The organism is Rhodococcus sp. A14, from assembly GCF_011603105.1.
Lineage (GTDB): Bacteria > Actinomycetota > Actinomycetes > Mycobacteriales > Mycobacteriaceae > Rhodococcus_F > Rhodococcus_F opacus.
This window is the reverse complement of record NZ_JAAOQS010000011.1, coordinates 52,712-77,771: the sequence shown is the minus strand read 5'-3', so window position 1 is coordinate 77,771 and position 25,060 is coordinate 52,712. Positions and strand designations below refer to the sequence as shown.

The 25,060-nt window shown below is 66.8% G+C and carries 28 protein-coding genes; 13 read left to right on the top strand and 15 right to left on the bottom strand.

Translation table 11 applies throughout. The annotated features are described in order from the left end of the window. Positions 1 to 18: 18 nt before the first annotated feature. Positions 19 to 636, bottom strand: a complete 618-nt coding sequence (locus G9373_RS09005) for a hypothetical protein (RefSeq protein WP_005261055.1) — start codon at positions 634 to 636, stop codon at positions 19 to 21. Positions 637 to 749: 113 nt separating this feature from the next. Here G9373_RS09005 and G9373_RS09000 point away from each other — a divergent pair, with 113 nt between their 5' ends. Further along, positions 750 to 1,517, top strand: a complete 768-nt coding sequence (locus G9373_RS09000; protein ID WP_007300720.1) for a DUF2993 domain-containing protein — start codon at positions 750 to 752, stop codon at positions 1,515 to 1,517. Between the two features lie 12 nt (positions 1,518 to 1,529). Here G9373_RS09000 and deoC read toward each other — a convergent pair whose 3' ends face one another. Further along, positions 1,530 to 2,195, bottom strand: a complete 666-nt coding sequence (deoC, locus tag G9373_RS08995) for a deoxyribose-phosphate aldolase (protein ID WP_005571530.1) — start codon at positions 2,193 to 2,195, stop codon at positions 1,530 to 1,532. A 57-nt stretch (positions 2,196 to 2,252) separates the two neighbouring features. Between deoC and G9373_RS08990 the strand changes: the two genes are divergently transcribed. Together G9373_RS08990 and purU are read left to right on the top strand one after the other, a co-directional pair. Next, on the top strand, positions 2,253 to 3,086 hold the full coding sequence (locus tag G9373_RS08990; RefSeq protein ID WP_005571528.1) for a methyltransferase domain-containing protein: 834 nt from the start codon (positions 2,253 to 2,255) through the stop codon (positions 3,084 to 3,086). Between the two features lie 13 nt (positions 3,087 to 3,099). Continuing rightward, entirely contained in the window at positions 3,100 to 3,984 is an 885-nt protein-coding gene (gene purU / locus G9373_RS08985) for a formyltetrahydrofolate deformylase (RefSeq protein ID WP_005261059.1), read from the top strand. Between the two features lie 85 nt (positions 3,985 to 4,069). Here purU and G9373_RS08980 read toward each other — a convergent pair whose 3' ends face one another. From G9373_RS08980 to G9373_RS08955, 6 genes are all read right to left on the bottom strand, one after another. Then, positions 4,070 to 5,101, bottom strand: coding sequence for an alpha/beta hydrolase (locus G9373_RS08980; RefSeq protein ID WP_064079818.1), 1,032 nt, complete (start codon positions 5,099 to 5,101; stop codon positions 4,070 to 4,072). A gap of 17 nt (positions 5,102 to 5,118) precedes the next feature. Next, complete coding sequence (locus G9373_RS08975; protein WP_133985018.1) at positions 5,119 to 5,889, bottom strand: MerR family transcriptional regulator; 771 nt, start codon at positions 5,887 to 5,889, stop codon at positions 5,119 to 5,121. A gap of 212 nt (positions 5,890 to 6,101) precedes the next feature. Continuing rightward, positions 6,102 to 6,395, bottom strand: coding sequence for a DUF2516 family protein (locus G9373_RS08970; protein WP_005251878.1), 294 nt, complete (start codon positions 6,393 to 6,395; stop codon positions 6,102 to 6,104). Between the two features lie 72 nt (positions 6,396 to 6,467). Continuing rightward, positions 6,468 to 7,298, bottom strand: coding sequence for a major lipid droplet protein TadA (tadA, locus tag G9373_RS08965; RefSeq protein WP_005261062.1), 831 nt, complete (start codon positions 7,296 to 7,298; stop codon positions 6,468 to 6,470). Beyond that, a complete protein-coding gene (locus G9373_RS08960; RefSeq protein WP_005261063.1) occupies positions 7,291 to 7,797 on the bottom strand; it encodes a transcriptional regulator in 507 nt (168 codons plus the stop codon). Before G9373_RS08960 ends, tadA begins: the two co-directional genes overlap by 8 nt. Positions 7,798 to 7,900: 103 nt before the next feature. Continuing rightward, entirely contained in the window at positions 7,901 to 9,172 is a 1,272-nt protein-coding gene (locus tag G9373_RS08955; protein ID WP_005563320.1) for a DUF445 domain-containing protein, read from the bottom strand. Positions 9,173 to 9,317: 145 nt separating this feature from the next. Between G9373_RS08955 and G9373_RS08950 the strand changes: the two genes are divergently transcribed. Together G9373_RS08950 and G9373_RS08945 are read left to right on the top strand one after the other, a co-directional pair. Further along, positions 9,318 to 10,058, top strand: a complete 741-nt coding sequence (locus G9373_RS08950) for a TetR/AcrR family transcriptional regulator (protein ID WP_133985020.1) — start codon at positions 9,318 to 9,320, stop codon at positions 10,056 to 10,058. A gap of 50 nt (positions 10,059 to 10,108) precedes the next feature. Next, positions 10,109 to 10,417, top strand: a complete 309-nt coding sequence (locus tag G9373_RS08945) for a DUF4873 domain-containing protein (RefSeq protein ID WP_005563322.1) — start codon at positions 10,109 to 10,111, stop codon at positions 10,415 to 10,417. Here G9373_RS08945 and G9373_RS08940 read toward each other — a convergent pair. Next, entirely contained in the window at positions 10,404 to 11,879 is a 1,476-nt protein-coding gene (locus tag G9373_RS08940; protein WP_005261067.1) for an NAD(P)/FAD-dependent oxidoreductase, read from the bottom strand. The two genes, G9373_RS08945 and G9373_RS08940, sit on opposite strands and share 14 nt — an antisense overlap. A 35-nt stretch (positions 11,880 to 11,914) precedes the next feature. Between G9373_RS08940 and G9373_RS08935 the strand changes: the two genes are divergently transcribed. Further along, a complete protein-coding gene (locus tag G9373_RS08935; RefSeq protein WP_039953065.1) occupies positions 11,915 to 12,775 on the top strand; it encodes a polyphosphate kinase 2 family protein in 861 nt (286 codons plus the stop codon). Positions 12,776 to 12,796: 21 nt separating this feature from the next. Here the strand turns inward: G9373_RS08935 and G9373_RS08930 are convergent, their stop codons facing one another. Next, a complete protein-coding gene (locus G9373_RS08930; protein ID WP_005261069.1) occupies positions 12,797 to 13,027 on the bottom strand; it encodes a hypothetical protein in 231 nt (76 codons plus the stop codon). Between the two features lie 96 nt (positions 13,028 to 13,123). Between G9373_RS08930 and G9373_RS08925 the strand changes: the two genes are divergently transcribed. The 3 genes from G9373_RS08925 to G9373_RS08915 all read left to right on the top strand — a co-directional run bounded on the left by G9373_RS08925 (position 13,124) and on the right by G9373_RS08915 (position 15,242). Continuing rightward, on the top strand, positions 13,124 to 13,681 hold the full coding sequence (locus G9373_RS08925) for a DUF2231 domain-containing protein (protein ID WP_133985022.1): 558 nt from the start codon (positions 13,124 to 13,126) through the stop codon (positions 13,679 to 13,681). A gap of 16 nt (positions 13,682 to 13,697) precedes the next feature. Further along, entirely contained in the window at positions 13,698 to 13,853 is a 156-nt protein-coding gene (locus G9373_RS08920) for a DUF6131 family protein (protein WP_005251863.1), read from the top strand. Between the two features lie 186 nt (positions 13,854 to 14,039). After that, positions 14,040 to 15,242: a glycosyltransferase gene (locus G9373_RS08915; RefSeq protein WP_005563329.1), complete on the top strand. Its 1,203-nt coding sequence runs from the start codon at positions 14,040 to 14,042 to the stop codon at positions 15,240 to 15,242. Between the two features lie 23 nt (positions 15,243 to 15,265). Here the strand turns inward: G9373_RS08915 and G9373_RS08910 are convergent, their stop codons facing one another. Beyond that, positions 15,266 to 15,574, bottom strand: a complete 309-nt coding sequence (locus G9373_RS08910; RefSeq protein ID WP_231137685.1) for an STAS domain-containing protein — start codon at positions 15,572 to 15,574, stop codon at positions 15,266 to 15,268. Between the two features lie 358 nt (positions 15,575 to 15,932). Further along, positions 15,933 to 16,697: a GAF and ANTAR domain-containing protein gene (locus G9373_RS08905; protein ID WP_005563331.1), complete on the bottom strand. Its 765-nt coding sequence runs from the start codon at positions 16,695 to 16,697 to the stop codon at positions 15,933 to 15,935. A gap of 221 nt (positions 16,698 to 16,918) precedes the next feature. Here G9373_RS08905 and G9373_RS08900 point away from each other — a divergent pair, with 221 nt between their 5' ends. Beyond that, positions 16,919 to 17,353: an ATP-binding protein gene (locus G9373_RS08900; protein WP_005261074.1), complete on the top strand. Its 435-nt coding sequence runs from the start codon at positions 16,919 to 16,921 to the stop codon at positions 17,351 to 17,353. Next, complete coding sequence (locus G9373_RS08895) at positions 17,350 to 18,147, top strand: SigB/SigF/SigG family RNA polymerase sigma factor (protein WP_005261075.1); 798 nt, start codon at positions 17,350 to 17,352, stop codon at positions 18,145 to 18,147. The genes G9373_RS08900 and G9373_RS08895 overlap by 4 nt, the downstream gene beginning before the upstream one ends. A 177-nt stretch (positions 18,148 to 18,324) precedes the next feature. On the opposite strand, the gene metE is transcribed toward G9373_RS08895, so the two are convergent. The 3 genes from metE to aceA form a co-directional block, all read right to left on the bottom strand. Then, the gene (gene metE / locus G9373_RS08890; protein ID WP_133985024.1) at positions 18,325 to 20,619 is read right to left on the bottom strand and encodes a 5-methyltetrahydropteroyltriglutamate--homocysteine S-methyltransferase; all 2,295 of its coding nucleotides are present in this window, start codon (positions 20,617 to 20,619) and stop codon (positions 18,325 to 18,327) included. Between the two features lie 123 nt (positions 20,620 to 20,742). After that, on the bottom strand, positions 20,743 to 21,639 hold the full coding sequence (locus G9373_RS08885; RefSeq protein ID WP_005261077.1) for a 3-hydroxybutyryl-CoA dehydrogenase: 897 nt from the start codon (positions 21,637 to 21,639) through the stop codon (positions 20,743 to 20,745). Between the two features lie 120 nt (positions 21,640 to 21,759). Next, positions 21,760 to 23,049, bottom strand: a complete 1,290-nt coding sequence (gene aceA, locus G9373_RS08880) for an isocitrate lyase (protein ID WP_005261078.1) — start codon at positions 23,047 to 23,049, stop codon at positions 21,760 to 21,762. A gap of 373 nt (positions 23,050 to 23,422) precedes the next feature. Here aceA and G9373_RS08875 point away from each other — a divergent pair, with 373 nt between their 5' ends. Continuing rightward, positions 23,423 to 23,740, top strand: coding sequence for a zinc ribbon domain-containing protein (locus G9373_RS08875; protein WP_133985026.1), 318 nt, complete (start codon positions 23,423 to 23,425; stop codon positions 23,738 to 23,740). Positions 23,741 to 23,761: 21 nt separating this feature from the next. Next, the gene (gene fmdA, locus G9373_RS08870) at positions 23,762 to 25,021 is read left to right on the top strand and encodes a formamidase (protein WP_005563337.1); all 1,260 of its coding nucleotides are present in this window, start codon (positions 23,762 to 23,764) and stop codon (positions 25,019 to 25,021) included. Positions 25,022 to 25,060 lie beyond the last annotated feature (39 nt).

Below are 25,060 nucleotides of genomic sequence, written 5' to 3'. Positions count from 1 at the left end.
TCCCGGGGCGGTGACCGGTCAGGTGCAGGTGGCCAGTGCGTGTTCGACGCGCTGCGCCACCTGCGCCGGCAGGGATCCGCACTCCCCGTGCAGTGCGCGCGCATTCAGTCGCCCGATCGCGACGCCGTCGGCGACCACCTCGTCGAGCAGTTCCTGCGAGATGCCGCTGGCGGCGAGGTCGAGTGCCGTGCACAGCGGCGTGGTGATGCGCAGGGGGCCGACCTGCTCGCAGTCCTCCGGGCGGAGCGAACGCCGGTGCAGCGCCAACTGCTGCGTCGGCGAAGGCGGCGACAGCACCGTCGAGAGGTGGATGAACCGCGGGTACAGATGCCCGAGACCGTGAAGTTCGGCGGCACTCTGGTGGGAGACCGCGGCGGCGGCACCGAACCAGGTGCACCACTTCGCGAATTCCTCGAGATCGGAGTGCGGGCAATCCTTCAAGCGGAACAGATCTCGCTCGATCTTGACCCACGAGCCGTCGGCAACGCGCTCGCCGATCTCGTCGGAGGCGAAACCGAGGCGCAGCACTTGCGCAGTGGTGAAGAAACCCGCCTGAGCCGTCGCGACGCGTGTCAGTTCTTCACCGACACCTTCGCGCTCCGGGTCACCGGGACGTGGAGCCAACCATCCGGACATTCCCCTAGATTACTGGGCGATTGTGGCACGTATCACAATTTCTGCGGATCTCGGCGACCCGCCGCGGGCGCATTCACAGAAATTGTTCAGAGTTGTCGGGAAGAATCCGTGTAATGGCAGCCCGAACGAACTCCGCACCCCGAAGTAACCGTGTGCTCGTCATCTCTCTTGTCGTCATCGCCGCGCTCGTGGTGGTCCTCGTCGGCGGCGAACTCTTCGTGCGCAACAGAGTGAAGACCTGCATGGCAGACCAGTTCGAGAGCCAACTCGGCTCGCAGGTGGACGTGGGCCTGAGCTGGAAGCCGGTCCTGCTCCAGTCGGTCGACAAGAACGTCCCGTACATCACCATCGACAGCGACGACACCAAGTTCGGCCCCGCCCAGGGAATGCAGGTGCACGCCCAGGTCAACGACATCCGGATCGAGAACACCGCGGACAGCAGCGGCACCATCGGCAGTTCCGACGCGGACATCACCTGGTCCACCGCGGGCATCCTCGCGACGCTGCAGCAGCAGGCGTTCGGTTCGCTCATCAGCGGCGTCACCGCCGATTCGAACGCCGGGACGTTGAGGTTCTCCGTCGGCCCGGCCGGGCTCGCGGATCTGACCGTCAAACCGGAGGTCGTGAACGGGACCGTCAAGGTGGAGACGGTGGGTGCGGAGGTCCTCGGTTTCGGTCTTCCCACCGATCTCGTCGACGGGGTCGTCCAGATCCTCACGTCGAGTCTGCAGACCTACCCGCTGGGCATGCAGCCGACGTCGTTGAAGGTCACCGACGACGCCATCGAGATCACCCTCGAAGGCGGCGCCTACACGATGCCTGCCGCCGGCACCCAGCAACAGCAGCAAGAACAGCAGAGCAGCTGCGGCCTCCTGGTCTGACCGACCACCGGGTCAGTCGGGCAGCCCGTCCAGGACGGCACGGGTTCCCGACAGTCCCAGCCGCGTCGCACCGGCCGCGATCATGTCGAGGGCGGCCTGTGCGGTGCGGATCCCGCCGCTCGCCTTCACGCCGATCCGACCGCCGACGGTCTGCGCCATCAGCCGCACCGCCTCCACGGTCGCTCCCCCGGCCGGATGGAATCCGGTGGACGTCTTCACGAAGTTCGCGCCGGCCCGCTCGGCGGCCCGGCACGATTCGACGATCGCCTCGTCGGTGAGCGCCGCGGTCTCGAGGATCACCTTCAGGACCGTGCGGTCGCCGACGGCCTCGCGGACGGTGAGGACGTCGGCCAGCACCGCGTTGAAGTCGCCGGCCACGGCGGCACCGATGTCGATCACCATGTCGATCTCCTGCGCACCCTGGTCCACGGCGAGCCGGGCCTCGGCCCCCTTGACCAGCGAGTGGTGCTTGCCCGAGGGAAACCCGACCACCGCGGCGGTCACCAGACCCGGCGCCTTGATCGGCAGCATCGACGGCGACACGCAGACGGCGAGCACGCCGAGCGAGCGCGCCTCGTCGATCAGCGCCTTCACGTCGTCGGTGGTGGCCTCGGGCTTGAGGAGCGTGTGGTCGACGAGGTCGGCCACCTGGGAGCGGGTCAGTGCAACGTCGGACATACCTGTGAGCTTCGCACAATGCCTTCCGGGGCTCGCGGCACGGCCTAGCATCGCCGTATGAGTGATCCGGGATCGATCTTCGACGAGGCGCGGCTGGAGTTCGACCGGCTGACGACGGCCGTGTGGACGCCTGCCGGGCAGTCACTCGTCTTCCAGCTCGGACTGCGTCCCGGCGACGCCGTCCTCGACGTGTGTTGCGGCGCAGGCTCTTCGGCGCTCCCCGCGGCCACCGCGGTCGGTCCGGCGGGCCTCGTCCACGGCGTCGATCTGGCCGACGAACTCCTCGAGCAGGGGCGCCTGAAGGCGTCGGAGCGAGGACTGCAGAACGTCGAGTTCGTCTGCGCGGACGCCACCACCTGGGAACCGCCGAGCACCGTCCCGGACGCGGGCTACGACGCGCTCGCCTGCTCGTACGGCGTGTTCTTCCTGCCCCACATGGACGCCGCGTTCACCCGGCTCGCGGGCCTCGTCCGGCCGGGCGGCAAGGTCGGGATCACGGTGTGGCGGCGGGGCGCGTTGCGCGACTTCGCGGCCGCGTTCCAGGACGCCGTCGCCCGGCACCGGGAACCCGAGCCCGAACCAGCCGGGTCGCCGTTCGATCCCCTCGAACGCATCGACACCCCGGACGCGCTCCACCAGTGGCTCGGCGAGCTGGGCGCGCACTCGACCGAGGTCCGGGAGCTGTCCAACATCATTCCCGCCACCCCCGAGTTCTCCTGGGACCTCGTCCTCGGTGGGAACTTCCGCCGCGCGCTCGCCCCGTTCGACGCCGGGACCGTCGAGCAGATTCGTCTCGATCTCCTGCAGCTGCTCACCGAACGCGCGATACACGACATCGACGCCGGCACCCTCGTCGGCACCGCCGTGGTGAACGGCCGGAGCGCGACCTGAAAGACTGTTGCCCATGAGCGCTGCTTCGACCGAGGACCACCGGTACGTTCTTTCTCTCGGCTGCCCCGACCGCACCGGCATCGTCGCCCGGATCTCGACGTTCCTCGCCGAGGTCGGCGGCTGGATCGTCGAGGCGGCGTACCACGCCGACGCCGACACCGGCTGGTTCTTCACCCGTCAGGCAGTGCGTGCGTCGTCCGTCGACATGTCCATCGAGGAACTCCGGGAACGCTTCGCGGCCGTCGCCGCCGAACTGGGCCCCGAGACCGAGTGGACCGTGTCCGACACCGGTGAGCGCAAGCGGGTGGTGCTGCTCGTGAGCAAGGAGGCGCACTGCCTCCACGACCTGCTGGGCCGTGCGGCCGGAGGCGAGTTGCCCGCCGACATCTGCGCGGTGATCGGCAACCACCGCGACCTCGAGAACGTCACGCGACAGCACGGCATCGACTTCCATCACGTGCCGTTCCCGAAGGATCCCGCCGAACGCGGGCCCGCGTTCGAGCAGGTGCGTGAACTGGTCGACGCCCACGACCCCGATGCCGTGGTGCTCGCGCGTTTCATGCAGGTGCTGCCCTCGGCACTGTGCGAGCACTGGGCCGGCCGGGCGATCAACATCCATCACAGCTTCCTGCCGTCCTTCGTCGGCGCCCGCCCCTACCACCAGGCATTCGCCCGCGGTGTGAAGCTGATCGGCGCCACCTGCCACTACGTGACGGCCGAACTCGACGCGGGCCCCATCATCGAGCAGGACGTGATCCGCGTCGACCACGCCGACGAGGTCGCGGACATGGTCCGGCAGGGTCGCGACATCGAGAAGCTCGTACTGTCCCGCGGCCTGCGCTGGCATCTCGAGGACCGCGTCCTCGTGCACGGCCGTAAGACGGTGGTGTTCAGCTAGCCCCGGCGAACACAGAATCCGACGTATCGGTCAGGCTCACACGCTATTGCGTGTGAGCCTGACCAATACGCGGGCACCTGTCGGATCAGAGATTGCGCAGCCGGACGATCTCCTTGTCGAACTCGTCGATGCTCTCGACGGAGCTCATGTGGCCGACGCCGGGCAGGACGATCAGCCGCTCGAGGTGACCCGCCTCGTCCAGGACGCGAGCGAGCTTGCGGGCGTGGACCGGTGGGGTCAGTCGGTCCATGGAGCCGACGAGCACCGTGGTCGGGACGTCGAGGTTGTCGAGAGCCTCGTGGATGTCGAGGCCGCTGAGCGCGGCACCCCAGCCGCCGCGGATGCGCGGCTTGCAGTCCCGGACGATGTTCTCGCAGAACTGGACTTCGGCGCGGGAGGCGTTGGGCGACATCGACACGTACTGGAGCGCGCGGGTCATCACCGGCGACGACACCAACGGCACCGGTGTGCTCAGGACGGCGCGGCCGACCGGGACCGGCACTCGCGGAAAACGATTCGGCAGCGGGACGACGGTGGTCTCGGCGATGAGCCGGTCGCAGGCGGTGCTGGCGAGCAGAACCGCCGACGCGTACTTCTTCACCTCGTCGGGGTGCCGGCCTGCCCACGCCATGATGCTCATGCCACCCATGCTGTGACCCACGAGCACGGCCTTCTGGTCTTCACGCACCGTCGCCTTCAGCACCTCAGACAGGTCGTCGGCGAGGACGTCCGGGCCGAGTGCGAGCGAACCGACCGTGCTGCGGCCGTGCCCACGCTGGTCGTAGGTGATGACCCGGTACTCGTCCGCCAGCGCGTTCACCTGCGGGTACCAGTACTCGGTCGAACAGGTCCAGCCATGGCTCAGCACAATGGGATCGCCGTCCACCGGACCGTAGGCGCGGACGTACAGCGTCGCTCCGTCGTCGGTGAGGATCTCCGTCACGTCCGGGCGCAGGTTCGGGGTGCGCAGCAGCTCGTTCGGCGCCACCTCGGTCGACAACGTCAACCCGCGGGTGGCGCGCGTGCGGCGGATCGCCGCTGCCGCGGCGACGACGGCGCCCGCTCCGGCTGCGCCGGCGAGTGCCCGGAAGGCGATGGTGCGCGAACTGCTGGTCATTCCTACCCCTGTCCTGTCTAACTTGCTCTGTTGGTGTCGGTGCTCGTCGCCGGACCCGGTGTCTCACCGAGTTGCCGGGCCGCCCTCACGAGGGCCTTGGAGATCTGCTCCTCCATCGCCTCTTCGAACAGCGACTGGACGGCGTCGTGCGCGAGGGGACGCATCTGGTCGATGAGCCGCGCGATCTCCGAGACCTTCGCCTCGTCGAGTTCGAGCGGCTCACCCTCGGCGGCGAGGTAACGGTCCGCGACGACGGTGACGAACCGCGCGGCGACGTCCGAGAGGTCTCGTCGCATCGCCGCGGTCTGTTCGAGGACGCCCTCGAGGGGGATGCCGGCGTCGACGAGGACCTGCGCAGCCTCGACCAGTCGCGGATCGTTCACCGAGTAGTCGTCCCCCGCGGGAACGAGCACACCGAGTTCGGTGCCCTTGGCGATGTTGGCCTCGGTGGTCTGCGCACCGAACATGCGTTTCAGCTCGGCGATCGTGAGACGGGCCGCTCGCCTGCGCTTCTTCCATCGGCTGCCCGGGTCGTCGGTCTCCAGAACGTCCTTGACCTGGAGTCCGTAGTGCGCAGCCGTGAGGAGTTCACTGATGGTGGCGAACGTGTAGCCGCGATCGAGCATGCGGCCGATCAGGTGCAGCCGGGCGAGGTGCGAATCGTTGTACCACCCGGTGCGCCCCTGCTTCCGTGGCGGCGGAAGCAGTCCGCGGTCCTGGTAGACGCGCACGTTGCGCACGCTCACCCGCGCCTCGCGTGCGAGGTCGTCGATCCGGTATTCCTTCATCAGACGGTGCGCGCCCGTCGGAGCAGCAGCCGGGACGGACCGCCGACGAGTCCCACGGCCCGGTGGGCATCGCTCGCTGAGTCACGCAGGTGGACGACGGACATGTCAGCTCCTCGGTAGCCGTGTCATCACAATAGCATTGTCACAATGTCCATTGTCATCGTTTGGGCGCACGAGAGCCACGCCGTCACTTGCTCATGGGGTGGGAGCGACTACCAGCGAGGCCCGCGCTGCACGTCATCGACGCGCGGGCGCACGTCCACGAGATAGACGCACACCGCGACCACCGCGACGATGCCGAACAACTGCACGGCGGGGAACAGCAGGAGGACGAGGAACGCGACGGCGAGAATGCTCAGCCAGATCGGTTTGCTCAACTTGTCCACGGCGGTGAACGCGTCCTTGCGCTGGCGAGCCGCGTGGAACAGCGCGTACGCGGCGCCGCCCAGGGCGACGATGCGAATCACCAACAAGATCACCGAGACGACGCCGTCAACTTGAATCACAGCCCCATCCTACGAGGTCGACACGCAAACGGCCCCCGCACCGAACGTGCGGGGGCCGAAAAGCGTGAAGGATCAAGCCTTCTTGGCCGGAGCAGCCTTCTTGGCCGGAGCGGCGGCCTTCTTGGCCGGAGCCGGGGCCGGAGTTGCCGCAGCCTTGGCCGGAGCAGCCTTCTTGGCGGGAGCGGCATGCTTGGCCGGGGCAGCCTTGTCGGCACGAGCTTGGACGTCGGCCGCGGTGGCGGTGACGCGATCGGCAGCGTCCTTCGACGCCTCCTCGGCCTGGTCGCCCAGGTCGAGAACCTTCAGGGCAGCCTCGTCGCCGGCGTCGGCGATGGCCTCGCCGAGCCCCTCGGCGGTGTCGGAGATGCGACCCGACGCGCGGCCCGCGAGCTTCGCGGCCTGCTCGCCGACGGCGCGCGTCTGGCGTGCAACGGTGCCGAGAGCTTCCTCGGTCAGCTCGACGGCGTCGCCGAAGGCAGTCTCGGCGCGGCCGATGCCCTCCTCGACGACCGGCTGCTTGCGGATGCGCTCGACGGTGTCCTCGCCGCGCTCCGCGAGAGACGTGTACAGGTCGGATGCGACCTTCAGGTAGGCCTCGGCGACCTTGCGCAGCTCGTCGGCGGTGAACTTCTCCCGCAGCTCGGCAAGCTCCTCGGGCAGCTCGGACGGCAGTCCGGCGAGGCGGTCGCGAAGGTTTTCGACACCCTCGGTGACCTCTTCCTGGAGTCCGGCGATGCGCTCCTTGGCGCCGCCGACCCGCTCCTCGACGTCACCCTGGGTGGACTCGGCGCGCGAGCGGACCTGGGCGACGACGTCGGCCACGGCCTGCACAACGACGTCTCCGGCGCCTACGGCCGCGTACAGCGAGGTCTTGACGCTGTCGATGGTCTTCTGGTCAGTCATCGGCTTTCTCCTGTTCAACGGTGGGGGGTTCTGGTTCCGGCGTCTGGGAATCAGAACGCTGGTGTTCTTCTGTCCGAAGCTCGGACGTCCGGGATTCGGCCGCTTCCGCCGATTCGTTCTCACGACAGAACGACTCGTAGATCTCGAGCAGCACTTGCTTCTGCCGCTCGGTAATGGCCGTATCCGCGAGCAGAGCGTCACGGAGGGGACCGTGTGGCCGCTGCTCGAGGTAACCCGCCTGGACGTACAGGACCTCCGAAGACACCCGGAGACCCTTGGCTATCTGCCCAAGCACCTCGGCCGAGGGCTTGCGCAACCCACGCTCGATCTGACTCAGATACGGATTACTGACACCGGCCAGCTGCGCCAGCTGCCGCATCGACACCTGGGCCGCTTCGCGCTGGGCACGAATGAAACCTCCGATGTCGTGAGCGGCGTTGCTGACTACGCGAGCTGCCAGATCTCCTGCACCGGCTGCGTCGCGATCGTCGCTTGCCATCAGTCCTCCGTGTTGCTGGGCAGAACCAAGCCTAAAGCAGGGTGCTAGCAATTGCAAGCACTCTGCTAGCACCCAGCTAGCGGACCCTCCGTCGAGGCAGATGTCACCCGAACAGCAACGTCGAGAACGTGTAGATCAGCAGGCCCGCGATCGAACCGACAACCGTGCCGTTGATGCGGATGAACTGGAGATCCCGTCCCACTTGCAATTCGATCTTCTTGGACGCCTCCTCGGCGTCCCAGCGCTCGACGGTGTCGGAGATGATCGCGGTGATCTCGTCGGTGTAGTGAACGACGACGTAGCGCGTGCCGGCGAGCACCCACCCGTCGACCTTGGTTCTCAGCTCGTGGTCGTCGCGCAGCCGCTCACCGAATCGCACGACGTTCTCCGCGACCTTCGTGCGCAGCGTGCTGTTCGGGTCGTCGACGGATTCCATGATCAGGCGCTTGGCGACCGTCCACGTCGCGGCGGCGAGGCCGGTCACCTCCTCGCGCCCCATGATCTCGGCCTTGATCTTCTCGGCCTTCTCCATGGTCGCGGGATCGTTCTGCAGGTCGTCGGCGAAGTCGACGAGGAAGCGGTTGGCCGCCTGCCGCACCTCGTGCTCCGGGTTGGATCGCACCTTCCAGGTGAATTCGACGAGCTCCCGGTGGATCTTCTCGCCGAGCATGGCGTCGACGAACTTGGGCGACCAGGCGGGCGAATCGCGGCTGACGATCCGGTCGATGGTCTCCTGACTCCCGAGCGCCCACTGGTGCGCCCGCTCGGCGAGCAGATCCAGGATCGGCAGCTGCCGGTTCTCGCGCAGGAGTTCGCCGAGTACCCGCCCGATCGGCGGCCCCCACTGGGGCTCGGCCAGCCTGCGCACCAGGGTGCTGTCGATGATCTGCTGCACGTCCTCGTCGCGCAGGATCTCGACGAAGCCGCGCAGGATGGTGGCCGTCTCGGCAGCGACGCGCGCGGCGTGCTTGGGCTGCGCCATCCACGTGCCCAGCCGCAGCGGGATCTCCGCAGCCTCCACCTTGGCGGACACCACCTCGGGGGCGAGGAAGTTCTGGCCGACGAAGTTGCCGAGGCTCGCCCCCAGCTGGTCCTTCTTGCGCTTGATGATCGCGGTGTGCGGGATCGGCAATCCGAGCGGATGCCGGAACAGGGCCGTCACCGCGAACCAGTCGGCCAGCGCACCGACCATTCCTGCCTCGGACGCGGCCCGCACGTAGCCGACCCAAGCCCCGGCGCCCCGCGATTCCTGCCACCTGCACACGAGGTAGACCACGGTGGCGAACACGAGGAAGCCCGTCGCGACAGCCTTCATCTTGCGGAGATCGCGGCGCTTCGCGTCGTCGTCGAAGGCGGAAAGGCTCAGTTGATCCACAGACGCCATTGTGCCCAAGGACGGCGCGGAGGCGGCAGCCCAGCCGCTGGACGCGCGCCCGCACAGACGGCGTTGTGCCGTGCGACAAGACCGGAGCACTAAGCTGACAGGAGATCGCGACACGAAACGGATGTGAAGAGACTCAGTGGCGAACGACGACGTGAAGGATCCTGAGCAGGTGACCGAGTCGATGACGAAGCTGGACAAGGCGGCAAAGCCCGATGGGCGCAAGCGCCGCTGGCGTGAGCACAAGATTGCGCGCCGAGAAGAACTCGTCGACGGAACGATCGCCGCCATCCGCTTGCGTGGACGCGACATCGGCATGGACGAGATCGCATCCGAGATCGGTGTCTCCAAGACGGTGCTGTACCGCTATTTCGCAGACAAGAGCGATCTGACGAACGCGACCATGGCGCGTTACGTGGAGACCACACTCGCCCCGCGGATCTACGAGGCCATCGGCGGCGACCTCGACGACTTCGAGCTGACCCGCGCCACCATCACGGCGTACGTCGAGACGGTGGCGTCGGATCCCGACGTCTACCTGTACATCATGGCCAACGGCTCCGGCCCCGGCCGCGAGACGGTCGCCGACTCGGAACGGATGATCGCGGAGGTGCTCTCCACCGTTCTCGGCGAGCGGCTGCGGCAGATGGAGATGGACTCCGGCGGCGCCGTCCCCTGGGCGTACGGAATCGTCGGTGGTGTGCAGTTGGCGACGCACTGGTGGATCTCCAACCGGTCCATGTCGGTCGAGGATCTGATCAACTACCTCACGATGATGACCTGGGGTGGCGTCACCGGTATCGCTGCGGTCAACGGCTCGCCCGCGCGATTCAACTCGATCCCGCACCCGTTGCTGCCGCCTGCGGCCGAGGCCGACTAGGCGCCCGACCGTTTCTTGTGTAACTAGCAGTTACAGGTAAACTTGCCTGTGTGAACGAACACGATGAAGAAGAAGAGGGCTACCGCGGCCCCGCCGACGTCGTCGTCGGCGACCGTCCCGCCGTGACCGTGCAGGTCCAGTTGGCGGGAAACTTCGAACCCATCAGCGGTCGGTACGTCTGGCACGGCCGCGTCCGCACCCTGACGGACGCCCTCGGCCCGGATGCCGACCTGTCCGCGGGCACGGAACTGCAGATCACCAGCCCGGCAGGCACGGCCACCGCCCGGATCACCGGGGTGGACCTCTGGGGAAGCCATCTCGTCGACGGAGTGACGCCCCCGCCGTTCAGCCGGGTGTGAACTCGAAGTCCGCCGGTTCGACCGACCGCGTCCGGCGCCAGTAGCGCACGGTCGAACCCGGCCAGATGGTGCGGTTGACGCCGTGCGAGTCCAGGTACCAGCTCACGCACCCGCCGGTGGACCACACCCCCTTCGCCAGTTTCCGTTGGATGTCGGTGTTGAAGCGGCTCTGCACCGCGGGCCGGACGGCCGCGGAATCGGCGCCGCGCCGGTCGACGAGATCCATCAGTTCCAGTGCATAACGAATCTGCGACTCGATCATGAAGACCACCGAATTGTGACCGAGCCCGGTGTTGGGTCCGAAGAGGAAGAACGCGTTGGGGTAACCCGCGACGGTGATACCGAGGTAGGTGCGGATCCCGTGCTCCTCCCATTCGTCGGCGAGGCGCCGGCCCTCGACCCCGGTGAGCTCGACATTGTCGAAGCCGTCGGTGACATGGAATCCGGTGGCGTAGATGATCGCGTCCACCACCCGCTCCGCCCCGTCGCCCGCGACGATGCTGTGCGGGCGCACCTCCGCGATGCCCTCGGTGAGCACGACCGTCTTCGGTGAGATCAGCGCCGGATAGTACACGTCCGACCCCAGGATCCGCTTGCAACCGATGCGATAGGACGGGGTCAGCTTCCGGCGCAGTTCGGGATCGGTGACGGTCCTGTTCAGGTTCTTCCGTGCCGCGCTCTCGATCGGCCGCATCAGGCGGGAGTGCCCGTTGAACCCGAGCGCGAGCGATTCGTAGGTCCAGTAGACCGCGGCACGCACCATTCGACGGGCCAACGGGACCCGGCCGAACAGGCGCCGCGCCTGCGGCGGAATGCCGAAGTTCAAGCCCGGTATCACCCAGGGCGGCGTCCGCTGATACAACTGCAACTCGGCGACGTCGCCCACGATCTCGGGAACGAACTGGACGGCGCTGGCGCCCGTGCCGATCACCGCGACCTTCTTGCCCCGCAGGTCGTAGTCGTGGTTCCACTCCGCCGAGTGGAACACCGTGCCCTCGAACGTGTCGGCGCCGGGCAGATGCGGGACGTTCGGGATGTGGAGGGCGCCGATCCCGGACACGACGAACTGGGCGACGTACTCGTCGCCCGACTCGGTGTGGACGTGCCACCGTTGCCGTTCGGCGTCCCAGTACCCGCCTGTCATCGTGCGGCCGAAATGAATGTTGCGCCGCAGGTCGTACTTGTCGGCCAGACCGCGCAGATAGTCGAAGATCTCCTCCTGACCCGACCACATCCGGGTCCAGTCCGAGTTCGGCTCGAACGAGAACGAGTACAGATGCGAGGGCACGTCACACGCGCAACCGGGGTACGTGTTCTCCCGCCAGGTGCCACCGACCTCCCGCGCCTTCTCCAGCAGAATGAAGTCGTCGCGCCCCCGCTTGCGCAGCTGAATGGCCGTGCCCAGACCGGAAAAACCCGTCCCGATCACCAGGACGCGACACCGATGCACCTCGCCGCTCACAACTCCATGTAACGCTCCTGTGGCACTGTTTGCACATGGCAGACAAGGCACGCGGATTGTGGAAAATGTCGGCGATCGAGGCCCTGCGGTCGCGCCCGGGTCAGCCGATCGCCGAACTCGATTGCGGGAGCACACCCGGATTCGTCGGCGACAAGTCGGACGGGGTCGCGCTGCTGGAGGAACGCGGGGCAGTACTGTCGTCGCTCCAGGAGAAGCTCTACGCCAACGGACGATCCGGCGACCACCGGTCGGTGCTGCTCGTGCTGCAAGGCATGGACACCGCGGGTAAAGGCGGAATGGTCCGCCACGTCGTCGGGCACGTGGATCCGCAGGGCGTGGATCACGCGTCGTTCGGCGTGCCCACTCCCGAGGAGAAGCGCCACCACTTTCTGTGGCGGATCGACAAGGCCCTGCCCCGCGGCGGACAACTCGGTGTTTTCGACCGGTCGCACTACGAGGACGTGCTGGTGGTCCGGGTTCACGATCTCGTGCCCGAGGAAGTCTGGAGCGGCCGCTACGACGAGATCAACCAATTCGAGAAGGAACTCGTCGCCGGCGGCACGACGCTGGTGAAGGTCGCGATGTTCGTGTCACTCGACGAGCAGAAGGCGCGGCTGCTCGAACGGGTGGAACGCCGGGACAAGTACTGGAAGTACAACCCGTCGGACGTCGACGAGCGCAGGCTGTGGCCCGCATACCAGGACGCGTATCAGGCGATGCTCGACGAGACGTCGACTGATTACGCGCCGTGGTACGTGGTTCCGTGCGACCGCAAGTGGTACAGCCGGATCGCGGTCACCGAGCTGCTGATCGGCGCCCTGGAGAAGCTCGACCTCGACTGGCCGGCCGCGACTTTCGACATCGAAGCGGAGAAGCGGAGGCTCGCGGAATCCTGAGGCCTCCCGGACATGCCGCCGTCAGAAGAGGTGCGGCGTTTCGTGGTGCAGCCTGTGATCGTGACGCACGGTTCCGCCGTACAGCGCCATCGCTCCGGCCAGCGCGACGACGCACAGAGATCCGGAGATCACCGCCCAGCCGCCCTGCCCCGAGCCGGCGGCGACGAGGAACCCGCCGAGACAGACCACCGAGAACAACACGAGAGCGAAGCTGACCCAAGCAGCGAAGAGATTGAGTTTCACGGCACTCACCTCACCTTCGAGAACGTGGTCCCGACGCTACGCCCGACCTGCATCGACGACAAGGTGGGCCGGTTTTCTTCGCGCCGCCCTGGGTAACCGCAAGGCATGAACCTCGAGAGCCTGTTCCGGAAGGCGGAATCCGCCGGGTTCCTCGACGGCGGCAGCCGGTTCCTGCAACAGCGGATCCAGGGGGTGCTCGGTTCGTCCGGCGCGGGCCCGGTGTTGCGCGGATCATGGCTCGGGCACCCCGTGCATCCCGTTCTCGTCAGCCTTCCCATCGGGGCGTGGGTCGGCGCGACCGTCTTCGATCTGGCATTCCGCGATCACGTCGGCGCACGCAGACTGATCGGCCTGGGACTGCTCGCCACTCCCCCGACGTTGGTGACCGGCTGGGCGGACTGGGCCGAACGCGATACGCGTCAGCGCCGCGTCGGCCTGATCCACGCCGAGGCCAACGCCATCGGCATCACGGCCATGTTCGCGTCCTACCTTCGCCGCAGGCACGGATCGGACGCACGCGCTGTCGTCACGAGCACCGCGGGACTTCTCGCGATCGGCATCGGCGGCGCGCTCGGCGGGCATCTGACCTACGCAATGGGCGCAGGAGTCGACGGGGTGCGGGAGGGTCCGGGACCGGACACTCTCATCACCCCGGTGGGATGAAGAATCGAGGAACGCCATGATCGTGCTCGGACTGATCTTGCTCCTGATCGGATGGCTCACCGGCCTCACCTGGCTGTGGACCATCGGCATCATCCTCCTGGTGATCGGCGCGATCCTGTGGATTCTCGGCGCCACCGGACGTGCGGTCGGCGGCAGGCGGCGTTGGTATTAGAACGCAATACCGGCCGGCTGGTGCAACCTGTCCTGTGACAGAGTGCTAGCCGGTCGGTTTACAAACCCGAAGTTCGGGAATCCCCGTGGCATGACGGCCATTCATCGCGAACCCAGACCTCCCGTGTGCGGCGGGCAACCGATGAGAACGGCAGCCGTCGGCACCTCGAGACGATTGAGGATTTCGATGGTCTCGGCCAACGCCAGTCCTCTCGACGTCTCGGACGGCGCCGACGTCGGGGGGCAGAGCATTCACCTCGCCGAACTGTCGGCAGCCCTCACACGAGAGGGTCACGACGTCACCGTCTACACCCGGGCGGACAGCGAGGACGCCCCGGAGCGGGTCACCACCCTGGGCGGGTACACCGTCGTGCACGTGCCGGTCGGGCCGGCGCGGCGGATGTCCGAGGCCGAGATCCTGCCGCTGATGGGGGCATTCGGCAGCTTCCTCAAGACCGAATGGGAATCCGAACGGCCCGACATCGTCCACGCCCACTACTGGATGTCCGGGATCGCGACGCAACTCGCCGCCCGCACGCTCGGCATTCCGGTGGTCCAGACGTTCCATGCGCTCGGGGTGGTCGAGCAGAGGTTCGAGCGAGCGGATTCGTCGAGCACTCACAACCGAATTCACTTGGAACAGTTGATCGCCCGCGGCGCCACCCGGGTGGTGGCGACGTGTACGGACGAGGTCTTCGAACTCTCCCACCTCGGCCTGCCGCGCTCGCGTACGTCCGTGGTTCCGTCCGGCGTCGACGTCGCCGAGTTCACGCCCGACGGCCGGGCCGACGAGAAGGGTAAACGCCATCGCCTCGTCATGGTCGGCCGACTGGCGCCGAGCAAGGGCTTCGACACCGCGATCGAGGCACTCTCCCACTTCCCCGACACCGAACTCGTCATCGCGGGCGGTCCGGCCGCCGACGACGTCGCCGACGACCCCGAAGCGTCGCGACTGTTGACACTGGCCCGTGAGGCGAAGGTGCGCAACCGGGTACGGATCGTCGGGCGCGTGCCGAGAAACGCCATGCCCTCGCTGCTGCGCTCGGCGGATGCCGTCGTGTGCACCCCGTGGTACGAGCCGTTCGGCATGGTTCCGCTCGAGGCGATGGCCTGCGGCACCCCGGTGGTGGCGTCCGCCGTCGGCGGGATGCGGGACACGGTGGTCGACGGCATCACCGGACGCCTCATCTCACCGCGCAACCCGGTCCGCCTGGCCGAGGCCCTGCGACAGATCTTCGACGACGACGCCCTGCGCACGGGATACGGCATGGCGGGCTGCGATCGCGCCCGCGCCCGCTACTCGTGGGACCGGGTCGCCACCGACACTCTCCGCGCCTACGGCCGCTGCGTGTCGGCCCCTCCGCGCACGAGTCGAACCGGCGCCCACTGAAAGTCGGGCGCCGGTTCGGACGGTCAGGCCGTTCGGCCGTGCCAGGCCCCGAGGGCACTGTCCACGGAAGCGAAGCAGGGGTAGCTCGACTCCTGGCCCGCCGCTCTGAGCAGCCGATATACGGGACGGCCGCAGATCATCGCCCACGTCCGCCCGTCCCGGACGTTCGTCGTGTGGACGGTGTCGAGCACCGACAGACCCGCGGTTCCGATGAAATCCACCTGCGACATGTCGAGGATGAACTGCCCCTCCGGCGAGATCCGCGTGCACACGTAGTCGCGGAACCCCGGTGCACTGAACAGGTCGATCTCGCCTCGTACCCCTACCAACATCACCCCGGACCCGAGTCGCTCGGAAGTGAATTCCGCGCTCGCACAGCGTGTCGGAGCGGAACCGACAGCCGAGAGCGTTACCCTCGGCTTGTACGTGGTACCGAACTCCGTGCCCGAACACGCCATTTCAGGTTCTGGGACCCCTGGACCAACAGACATGGCTCACCCCATCTCGAACATTGAGAGGGGAAGCGGAGCACCTGCAGACAGACCCGACCTCGGACACATGACACCGTCTGCTACCGCAGCGCTTCCCGACATCGGCTGTGTGTTCAACCTCGGTTCGAGACTACTCCCGCCTGTGATGTGTCACAAGGAAATAACAGATACTCGAGCTCTCATTTGCCCTGGTGAGCGATTACAAACCGTTATGCACGGTTGTACGCGCCGAAACAGCCGCGACGACACGTTCTGCGACCACGCGCAGTTTGACGTTCTCCCGCTGCGAACGCGTGACGAGGACGTCGAACGCGGTCTCGGCGTCGAGACCCCGCAACGCCATCACGATTCCCTTCGCCTGATCGATGACGGCGCGGGACCGGAGGGCGATACGAAGTTGCTCGATCAGGTTTCTCGCCTCGCTGTACCGCCGGGCATTACGCACCGCGACCGCAGCCGCCTCGACGTACAGCTCCAGCGCCGACTCGTCCATCCGGTGGAAGGCGTGCGGCAGCAGTCCGTACAGATTCAGCGCGGCGGACTGCTCCGCGACGGGCAGGGGTACGGACAGATAGCTGTGGACGCCGGCCGGTTCGGAACTCGCGGCATACGCCGGCCACCTCTCGTGCGCGGCGGCACGGTCGGCCCGCACGGTCTCGCCGGAGCGTACGGCGTCGAGCGCAGGACCCTCACCGAGGCGGTACTGCAACTCCTCGAGTGCCGCGAGCTCGTCCGAGGTCGCGGCCACCGTGACGGGACCCGTCGCCCGGACAACGGTGATCCCGGCCATCGCCGCACCCGGGAACGTCTGGACTACCCGACGGCACAGCCTGTGCAGCGCGACGTCGGTCTCGTCCTCCGGCTCGAGCAACTCGAGCACCGAGTCGAGCGACACGGCGACCGCGTCGGCCTGCACAGCCTCGACAGCACTCGTCAACGTGTGCAGGTGAATCTCGTCAGGCATCCCACTCGTCTCCCGTGACCACCATGACCCTGCCGAGGGCCTCAGGAACGCTGATCGTGCCGCCAACATTACTCGGGCAAACGTACTGATCGGACTGGTTTGATCGGTCCTGTTCTGCGGTATTCCACCTGCGGTGTCGCCGGATCGCTACCCTGACTTCTCAGCAGCGCGAGCCGACCCACCGCCCGCCGACAGCACGGTACGCCCGACCCGGAGGTCTCATGGCCATCGCCAAGACAATCGAACCCGACCAGGATCACACACATCCCGTCGTCGAACTGCGCGTGCGAGCAACGCCCGATCAGCTCTCCGTACTGCGCGCCCTGGCAGCAACCGTTGCCATCCACGAAGATTTCGACCTCGACTCCATCGCCGACATCAAACTGGCCATGGACGAGATCTGTACCCAGCTGATCGTCCGCGCGACACCGGACGCGCTCCTGGTGTGCCGGCTGCAGTATCTCGACAACACCCTGCGAGTCGACGTATCGAGCACCACCACGTCGGTCGGCTCCCTCGGCGAGCGTTCGTTCGCCTGGCACGTACTCAACGCCCTCACCGATTCGGTCGATCTGAAACAGGAACCCGACCCCGCTACCGCGGGTTTCGTGACCACCATGGAATTCACCAAGGTGAAGAACGGCCTGAGTCTGTGACGTCCCATACTCACAGTGGGGGGCACACGGCCCGTTGGCCGGACGAGTATCAGGACGTCACAGCACTCTTCGAACAGATGGCAGCCCTCGACGAGGACGATCCCCGGCGCCGCAGACTGCGGGACGCCGTCGTGACGCGCTGTCTCCCACTCGCCGAACACATCGCGCGACGCTTCGACGGCCGCGGCGAGGCGCACGACGATCTGGTTCAGGTCGCGCGCCTCGGACTGGTCAACTCGGTCGACCGGTTCGACGTGGAGCGGGGATCCGACTTCGTGTCGTTCGCCGTCCCCACCATCATGGGCGAGGTACGACGGCACTTCCGCGACACCGGGTGGGCCGTGCGAGTACCCCGCCGGATGAAGGAACTGCACCTCGCGCTCAGCCAGGCCGTCGCCGAACTGTCCCAGAGCCTCGGTCACGCCCCCACCGTCAGCGAACTCGCCGAACACCTGGACCTCGAACAGGAGGAGGTGGCGCAGGGGCTCCTCGCCGGCAACGCGTATCAGACCGTCTCCGTCGACAACACGTCGTCGGACCGGACCGGCGAGCTGTCGATGGTGGAGACACTCGGCGACTACGACGCCGCGATGGACGACGTCGAGAACCACGAAACCCTGCGCCCCCTGCTCCAATCTCTCCCCGAACGGGAGCGGACCGTCCTCATGCTGCGGTTCTTCGGCAACATGACCCAGACCCAGATCGCCGACCGAGTCGGCATCTCGCAGATGCACGTGTCCCGGTTGCTGGCGAAGACACTGGCGTCACTGCGAGATCAACTCGGTGATGCGTAGGTCAGATCGTTGCCGTGTCGATCACGAATCGGTACCGCACGTCGCTGCCGACCACGCGGTCGTAGGCGCCGTCGCGTGCTGGCCCACTCGTGGCGGCCTACACGTCTACATGTTTGCGCGGCCGAAGGCACGTTCGGGGCCACCGCAGAGGCGGTGACCCCGGACACGCCTGAGAAATCAGGCCTCGGATTCTTCCTTCTCGGCCCGTCTGCGGAGACGCTTCGCGGCCGCCACCATATTGCGCAGCGAGGGCTCGAGCTGCCAGTAGTGCCGCGTCTTCAGTCCGCCGTCCGGGTTGGCCCACAACCGCTCGAGTGAGATCGACTCGCTCGCCTCCGTGAGCAGTTCGTCCAACTCGTCGATGTCCGGGATCCGGGCCGACCGGCTCTCGTACACACCCGGACCGACACCGTGGGTCAGCGCCCGCTCCTTGATGGCATCGAGCACCCACGTGATGGAGCGCGTCGCCACGATCGCCGTCACGTCCGCATCGAGCCGTTCGATGGCGTCGACCACCGACGCCCGGCTCGTGTACGTGATATGCGTGTGGATCTGCGTCTCCGGCTTCGCCCCGCCCGTCGCGAGACGGAATGCGTCGACCGCCCACTCGAGATACGCCTCGCGGCCGTTCTCGCGCAACGGCAGCAGTTCCCGGATCGCCGGCTCGTCGACCTGGATGATCGCGATACCCGCCGCCTCGAGGTCGGCGATCTCGTCACGGATCACCAGCGCCAACTGGTCTGCCGTCTCGTACAGCGGCTGATCCTGGCGGACGAACGACCGCGCGATCATCGTCACCGGACCCGTGAGCATGCCCTTGACCGGCTTGTCCGTCAGCGACTGCGCGTACGAAATCCACTCGACGGTCATCGGCTTCGGCCGCGACACGTCCCCGTAGAGGATCGGCGGACGTGTACACCGCGAGCCGTAAGCCTGCACCCACCCGTTGTGGGTGAAGGCATACCCTTCGAGAAGCTCCGCGAAGTACTGCACCATGTCGTTGCGTTCGTGCTCACCGTGCACGAAGACGTCGAGACCGATGTCTTCCTGCAACCGGATCGTGCTTTCGATCTCGGCCTGGATCCGCTTGTAGTACTCCTCCCAGTCGAGGCGTCCCTCACCCAGCTCGTACCGGGCCTGGCGGATCGCGTCCGTCTGCGGGAACGAGCCCAGCGTCGTCGCCGGAACGAGCGGCAGGTTCAGTCGCTCCTGCTGGGCGACCCGTCGCTCCTCGTACGGAACCCGGAAGCGGTCGCCCGGCTTGATCGCATTGACCCGTGCTCGCACCGCGTGCTTGAGCTTGAAGTGCACCGACGTGGGACGCTTGCGCCACTTGTCGGACGGCCCCTCGGTGAGCGCCTTCGCCAGCGAGACCACCTCGCCGACCTTCTGCTTCGCGAACGCGAGCCGGTCCGCGACATCACCCGGGATGTCGTACTCGGACAACACGTCGTACGGCACGTGCAGCAACGACGTCGACGTCGACACCACGAGATCCGGCACGACGTCCTTCAGCGTGTTCAGGTACGTCAGCGTGTTGTACCGGTCGACGCGCCACACGTTGCGGCCGTCGACCACACCGGCGTAGATGCGCTTGCGCTTCATGCCCGGGATCTTCGCCAGCTCGTCGGCGCTGAGCCGGTGACTGACGAGATCGAGGCCCAGAGCCTCCACCTTGGTGGAGGCGAGGATGGCGAGCGCCTCCCCGAGATGCCCGTAGGGACCGGTGACGAGGATGCGGGGCCGCAGCGGTGCGTGCGACAGCTTCTCGTACGCCTTGGCCAGCGCGGCCAGTTCTTCCGGTGTGCGGTCCTCGGTGAACGACGGCTCGTCCAGCTGAACGCACGTGGCGCCCGCCTTCGCGAGCTGCTCGAACAGCCGCTCGTACTCCGGCAGCACCTTGTCCAGCAGGTCGAGGGTCGAGAAGCCGTGCCGCTTCGACGTCGGACCGACCTTCGACAACAGGAGCAGCGACACCGGGCCGAGGATGACGGGACGTAGTTCGATCCCGCGCGCCTTCGCCCGCTCGAACTCGTCCATCACGGTCTCGGACCGCAGCGAGAACTCGGTGTTCTCGTCCAGTTCGGGCTGACGGTAGTGGTAGTTGGTGCCGAAGAACCGCACCAGCTCGAGCGGCGGGAAGTCCGGCCGGCCGCGGGCCAGCGTGAAGTAGAAGTCCAGCGGATCGAGCTGACTCTCGAGCGGCTCGAACCGCTCGGGCACGGCACCGAACAGCAGCGCGTTGTCGAGTACGTGGTCGTAGTAGGAGAACGTGTTGCCCGGGACCTGGGTCAGACCGGTCGCGGCGAGTTCGCTCCACGTCTCCTCCTGAAGGTCCCGGGCGACGGCGACGAGTTCTTCCTTCGTGCTCGTGCCGTGCCAGTAGGACTCGAGGGCACGCTTGAGTTCGCGGCGAGGTCCGATGCGGGGATACCCCAGGATGCTGGATCCGTATGCTGCGGTGCTGGACATGCGGTCGACCTTTCTGGACTCAGTCCAGTGGCTGAGTATGCCTCTGGGCTCGATGCACCTGTGCGCCTCTCACAACCGCCAGTGGTCGTGAAAGGCGCACAGGTGTAGTCGCCTACCTACCTACTAGCTGGCCTTCTTGCTGGCACGACCGTTGTCGCCGTACTCGTAGAAGCCCGCTCCGGACTTCTTGCCGACCAACCCGGCCTCGACCATGCGAAGCAGCAGCGGCGGCGCCGAGTACAGGGGCTCCTTGAACTCTTCGTACATGGAGTCGGCGATGGACTTGACCGTGTCCAGGCCCACCAGGTCGGTCAGCGCGAGCGGACCCATCGGGTGTGCGAGGCCGAGAACCGTTGCCTTGTCGATGTCTTCCTTGGTGGCGAACCCGGACTCCACCATGCGGATTGCGGAGAGCAGGTAGGGCACCAGGAGGGCGTTGACGACGAATCCGGAACGGTCCGCGGAACGGACGACCTGCTTGCCCAGCACATCGCTGGCGAAGGCCTCGGCCCGCTCGGACACCGATTTGCTCGTCTTGAGCGTGGTCACCAGCTCGACGAGGGGAAGCACCGGAACGGGGTTGAAGAAGTGCATCCCGATGACCCGTTCCGGGGACTTCGTGGCGATGCCCAGCTTCATGATCGGGATCGACGACGTGTTGGACGCCAGTACGGCGTTCGGATCCGTCACGACCTGGTCGAGTTCGGTGAAGATCTCGCTCTTCACCTTCTCGTCCTCGACGACGGCCTCCACGACGAGCTGTCGGTCCGCGAAATCACCGAGATCGGAGGTGAACCGCAGCCGCCAGGCGGCCTGCTCACGTTCCCGCTCGGTGATCTTGCCGCTGCTCACTCCGCGGTCGAGCGAACGGAGGATGCGCGAACGCCCCGCCGCCGCAAGCTCGCGGGTCTGCTCGAACACCAGAACGTCGACGTGCGCGCGAGCACACACCTCAGCGATTCCGGCACCCATGATCCCGGCGCCGATCACGCCGACGCGCTGAATCTTTTCGCTGGTCACGTCAGCTCCTTTTTCGTCTAGTGGAGTCGTCGCCCGGGGAGGGGCCCGGTTACAGGCCCCTCCCCGGGGTCGGGTTGATCAGGTGAAACCGTGATCGGTCGAAGCCTTGGAGGACAAGGCTCAGTGGAACTGACCCTCTTCGGTGGATCCCTTCAGAGCAGCCGTCGAGGTGTTGGGGTCGACCGTGGTGGCGATGCTGTCGAAGTAGCCGGCACCGACCTCACGCTGGTGCTTGATGGCGGTGAAGCCACGCTCCTCGGCGGCCTTGAACTCGCGCTCCTGCAGGTCGACGAAGGCGGTCATGCCCTCGCGGGCGTAGCCGTGGGCCAAGTCGAACATGCCGTAGTTGAGCGAGTGGAAGCCGGCCAGGGTGATGAACTGGAACTTGAAGCCCATCGCGCCGAGCTCCTTCTGGAACTTCGCGATGGTCGAGTCGTCCAGGTGCGCCTTCCAGTTGAAGGACGGCGAGCAGTTGTAGGCGAGCAGCTGGTCCGGGAACTCGCTGCGAACGGACTCGGCGAACTTCTTGGCGACCTCGAGGTCCGGCACGCCGGTCTCCATCCAGATGAGGTCGGCGTACGGGGCGTAGGCCTTGGCGCGAGCGATGCAGGGCTCGATGCCGTTCTTGACACCGAAGAAGCCCTCGGCGGTGCGGGTGCCGTCCAGGAACTGCTGGTCGCGCTCGTCGACGTCGGACGTGATGAGGGTCGCGGCCTCGGCATCGGTGCGGGCGATGACCACGGTGGGAACGTCCGCGACGTCGGCCGCGAGGCGAGCCGAGGTCAGGGTGCGGATGTGCTGCTGCGTGGGGATGAGGACCTTGCCACCGAGGTGGCCGCACTTCTTCTCCGACGCGAGCTGGTCTTCCCAGTGCGAACCGGCGACGCCGGCCGCGATCATGGCCTTCTGCAGCTCGTAGACGTTGAGCGCGCCACCGAAACCTGCTTCGCCGTCGGCGACGATCGGGGCGAGCCAGTTGTCGACGGAGGTGTCGCCCTCGACCTTGGCGATCTCGTCGGCGCGCAGCAGGGCGTTGTTGATGCGGCGCACGACCTGCGGGACCGAGTTGGCCGGGTAGAGGCTCTGGTCGGGGTAGGTGTGTCCGGACAGGTTCGCGTCACCGGCGACCTGCCAGCCGGACAGGTAGATGGCCTTGAGGCCTGCACGGACCTGCTGAACGGCCTGGTTACCGGTCAGCGCGCCCAGCGAGTTGATGTAGTCCTCGTTGTTCACGAGGTCCCAGAGGATCTCGGAACCACGGCGTGCGAGGGTCTGCTCTTCGACAACGGTGCCCTGGAGCTTGGCGACCTGCTCCGCCGTGTAGTTGCGGGTTACTCCCTTCCAGCGCGGGTTGGTGTCCCAATCCTGCTGGATTTCAGCTGCGGTCTTCGGGGTGCCGGTGGTCGACATCAAGACTCCACTCTCTTCGATCTGCTGGTCCGGTACGGATGTACTGCTTCACATCCTTGCCAGGCCCTTCGTATGTACTTACCCAGAGTGACACAAGCAAAAAGTGCCGTCTACCTGTTGCTACTGCCAATCTTGGCTAGCTTTTCACAGCTCCTTGCAAAGACTGTTAAGAAAGTTCGGCGCCATACCTGCCCGATCGGAGAGGAAAAATACTCGCCAGTAGCAAAAAGCCGCAGGTTGTGAACCAAATGCACGCAACTCGTCGTACACAGATAGTTCCGCCCCTGCGCCCCTCGCCTTCCCGCCGCCGCATACCCCTCGACGCGGCCGTTGTGACTGCAATCACCAATCAGGTCGGTTACCGTGACCTCGAATGGTCTCCTCCGGCGAAGGGCACCAGATGCCGCTGTACGAATTCCGATGCGCCGCCGACTGCGGCTCGTTCGAGCGGTCGTTCCCCATGGCCGACGCACCCGGCACCACCCGCTGCCCCCGATGCGACCGCGACGCCGTCCGGCGCGTGTCCTCGCCGCGGCTCGGACACGGGTCGTCGTCCGCGATGAACCTCCTCGACAGCACGAAGAGGTCGGCTCACGAACCGGACGTCGTCACCGGTCCGCCGCCCGGGACCACGGCCGGGCGTTCACCCGTCACGAACAACCCGCTGCACCGCCGACTTCCTCCTCCCTGACCGGTCACCGAAGGAGCGCACATGCCCGAACTGCTGTTTCCGCTCGATTCCTCGAAGAAGTTCACCGATCAGGCGATCGTCGGCCACAACCGCTGGCACCCGGACATCCCGGCCGCAGTCACGGTGAAACCGGGCGACTCCTTCCGCGTGCACTGCCGCGAATGGTTCGACGGCGCCATCCACAACGACGACTCCGCCGACGACATCCTGAACGCGCCCCTCACCACGGTTCACACACTGTCCGGACCGTTCGCCGTGGAGGGCGCGAAGCCCGGCGACCTGCTGATCGTCGACATCCTGGACGTCGGACCGATCCCCCAGGAGGATTCCGGCCCGCTGGCAGGCCAGGGATGGGGGTACACCGGGATCTTCTCCCGCCACAACGGCGGCGGATTCCTCACCGAGCAGTTCCCCGACGCCTACAAGGCCGTCTGGGATTTTTCCGGTCAGACCGCCACGTCGCGGCACGTCCCGCACGTCTCGTTCACCGGCATCGTCCACCCCGGACTGATGGGCACCGCGCCGTCGGCCGCCCTCCTGTCGAAGTGGAACGCGAGGGAGGGCGCGCTCATCGCCACCGACCCGGGCCGGGTTCCCCCACTCGCCCTGCCGCCCGAACCGCAGGACGCCGTCCTCGGGTCCCTGTCGGGCGCCGACTTCGACCGCGTCGCCGGCGAGGCCGCCCGCACCGCGCCCCCACGCGAGAACGGCGGCAACCAGGACATCAAGAACCTCACCAAGGGCAGCCGCGTCTTCTACCCGGTGTTCGTCGACGGCGCGAACCTGTCCGTCGGCGATCTGCACTTCTCCCAGGGCGACGGCGAGATCACGTTCTGCGGCGCCATCGAGATGGGCGGCTTCATCGACCTGCGCGTCGACATCATCAAGGGCGGCATGGACACGTACGGCGTGTCCGAGAACGCGATCTTCATGCCCGGCAACACGGACCCGCAGTACTCGGAGTGGCTCGCGTTCTCCGGAACGTCCGTCACCCTCGACGGGGAACAGAAGTACCTCGACTCGCACCTGTCGTATCAGCGGGCCTGTCTCCACGCGATCGACTACCTCACCAAGTTCGGGTACAGCCCCGAGCAGGCCTACCTCCTGCTCGGCGCCGCACCGATCGAGGGCCGGCTGTCGGGGGTGGTGGACATCCCGAACTCCTGCTCGACGGTGTACCTGCCGACGGCGATGTTCGACTTCCCCGTCGCACCGTCCGCGTCGGGTCCGTTCCAGATCGACCCGGGCGTCGGCGCGCCGCGCTCGGAGAACAAGGCCTGAGCACGGGCGAATGTACCTTTCAGCGCCTCCAGTGCGCCC

Excerpts from the sequence above, each read along its gene's own strand:
- G9373_RS09005 (WP_005261055.1), bottom strand. The coding sequence starts at position 636 with ATGTCCGGATGGTTGGCTCCACGTCCCGGTGACCCGGAGCGCGAAGGT.
- aceA (WP_005261078.1), bottom strand. The coding sequence starts at position 23,049 with ATGTCGACCACCGGCACCCCGAAGACCGCAGCTGAAATCCAGCAGGAT.
- G9373_RS08915 (WP_005563329.1), top strand. The coding sequence starts at position 14,040 with ATGGTCTCGGCCAACGCCAGTCCTCTCGACGTCTCGGACGGCGCCGAC.
- G9373_RS09000 (WP_007300720.1), top strand. The coding sequence starts at position 750 with ATGGCAGCCCGAACGAACTCCGCACCCCGAAGTAACCGTGTGCTCGTC.
- G9373_RS08960 (WP_005261063.1), bottom strand. The coding sequence starts at position 7,797 with ATGGCAAGCGACGATCGCGACGCAGCCGGTGCAGGAGATCTGGCAGCT.
- G9373_RS08905 (WP_005563331.1), bottom strand. The coding sequence starts at position 16,697 with ATGCCTGACGAGATTCACCTGCACACGTTGACGAGTGCTGTCGAGGCT.
- G9373_RS08935 (WP_039953065.1), top strand. The coding sequence starts at position 11,915 with ATGGCAGACAAGGCACGCGGATTGTGGAAAATGTCGGCGATCGAGGCC.
- G9373_RS08900 (WP_005261074.1), top strand. The coding sequence starts at position 16,919 with ATGGCCATCGCCAAGACAATCGAACCCGACCAGGATCACACACATCCC.
- metE (WP_133985024.1), bottom strand. The coding sequence starts at position 20,619 with ATGTCCAGCACCGCAGCATACGGATCCAGCATCCTGGGGTATCCCCGC.
- G9373_RS08980 (WP_064079818.1), bottom strand. The coding sequence starts at position 5,101 with ATGACCAGCAGTTCGCGCACCATCGCCTTCCGGGCACTCGCCGGCGCA.
- G9373_RS08920 (WP_005251863.1), top strand. The coding sequence starts at position 13,698 with ATGATCGTGCTCGGACTGATCTTGCTCCTGATCGGATGGCTCACCGGC.
- deoC (WP_005571530.1), bottom strand. The coding sequence starts at position 2,195 with ATGTCCGACGTTGCACTGACCCGCTCCCAGGTGGCCGACCTCGTCGAC.
- G9373_RS08975 (WP_133985018.1), bottom strand. The coding sequence starts at position 5,889 with ATGAAGGAATACCGGATCGACGACCTCGCACGCGAGGCGCGGGTGAGC.
- G9373_RS08925 (WP_133985022.1), top strand. The coding sequence starts at position 13,124 with ATGAACCTCGAGAGCCTGTTCCGGAAGGCGGAATCCGCCGGGTTCCTC.
- G9373_RS08910 (WP_231137685.1), bottom strand. The coding sequence starts at position 15,574 with ATGTTGGTAGGGGTACGAGGCGAGATCGACCTGTTCAGTGCACCGGGG.
- G9373_RS08875 (WP_133985026.1), top strand. The coding sequence starts at position 23,423 with ATGGTCTCCTCCGGCGAAGGGCACCAGATGCCGCTGTACGAATTCCGA.
- purU (WP_005261059.1), top strand. The coding sequence starts at position 3,100 with ATGAGCGCTGCTTCGACCGAGGACCACCGGTACGTTCTTTCTCTCGGC.
- fmdA (WP_005563337.1), top strand. The coding sequence starts at position 23,762 with ATGCCCGAACTGCTGTTTCCGCTCGATTCCTCGAAGAAGTTCACCGAT.
- tadA (WP_005261062.1), bottom strand. The coding sequence starts at position 7,298 with ATGACTGACCAGAAGACCATCGACAGCGTCAAGACCTCGCTGTACGCG.
- G9373_RS08990 (WP_005571528.1), top strand. The coding sequence starts at position 2,253 with ATGAGTGATCCGGGATCGATCTTCGACGAGGCGCGGCTGGAGTTCGAC.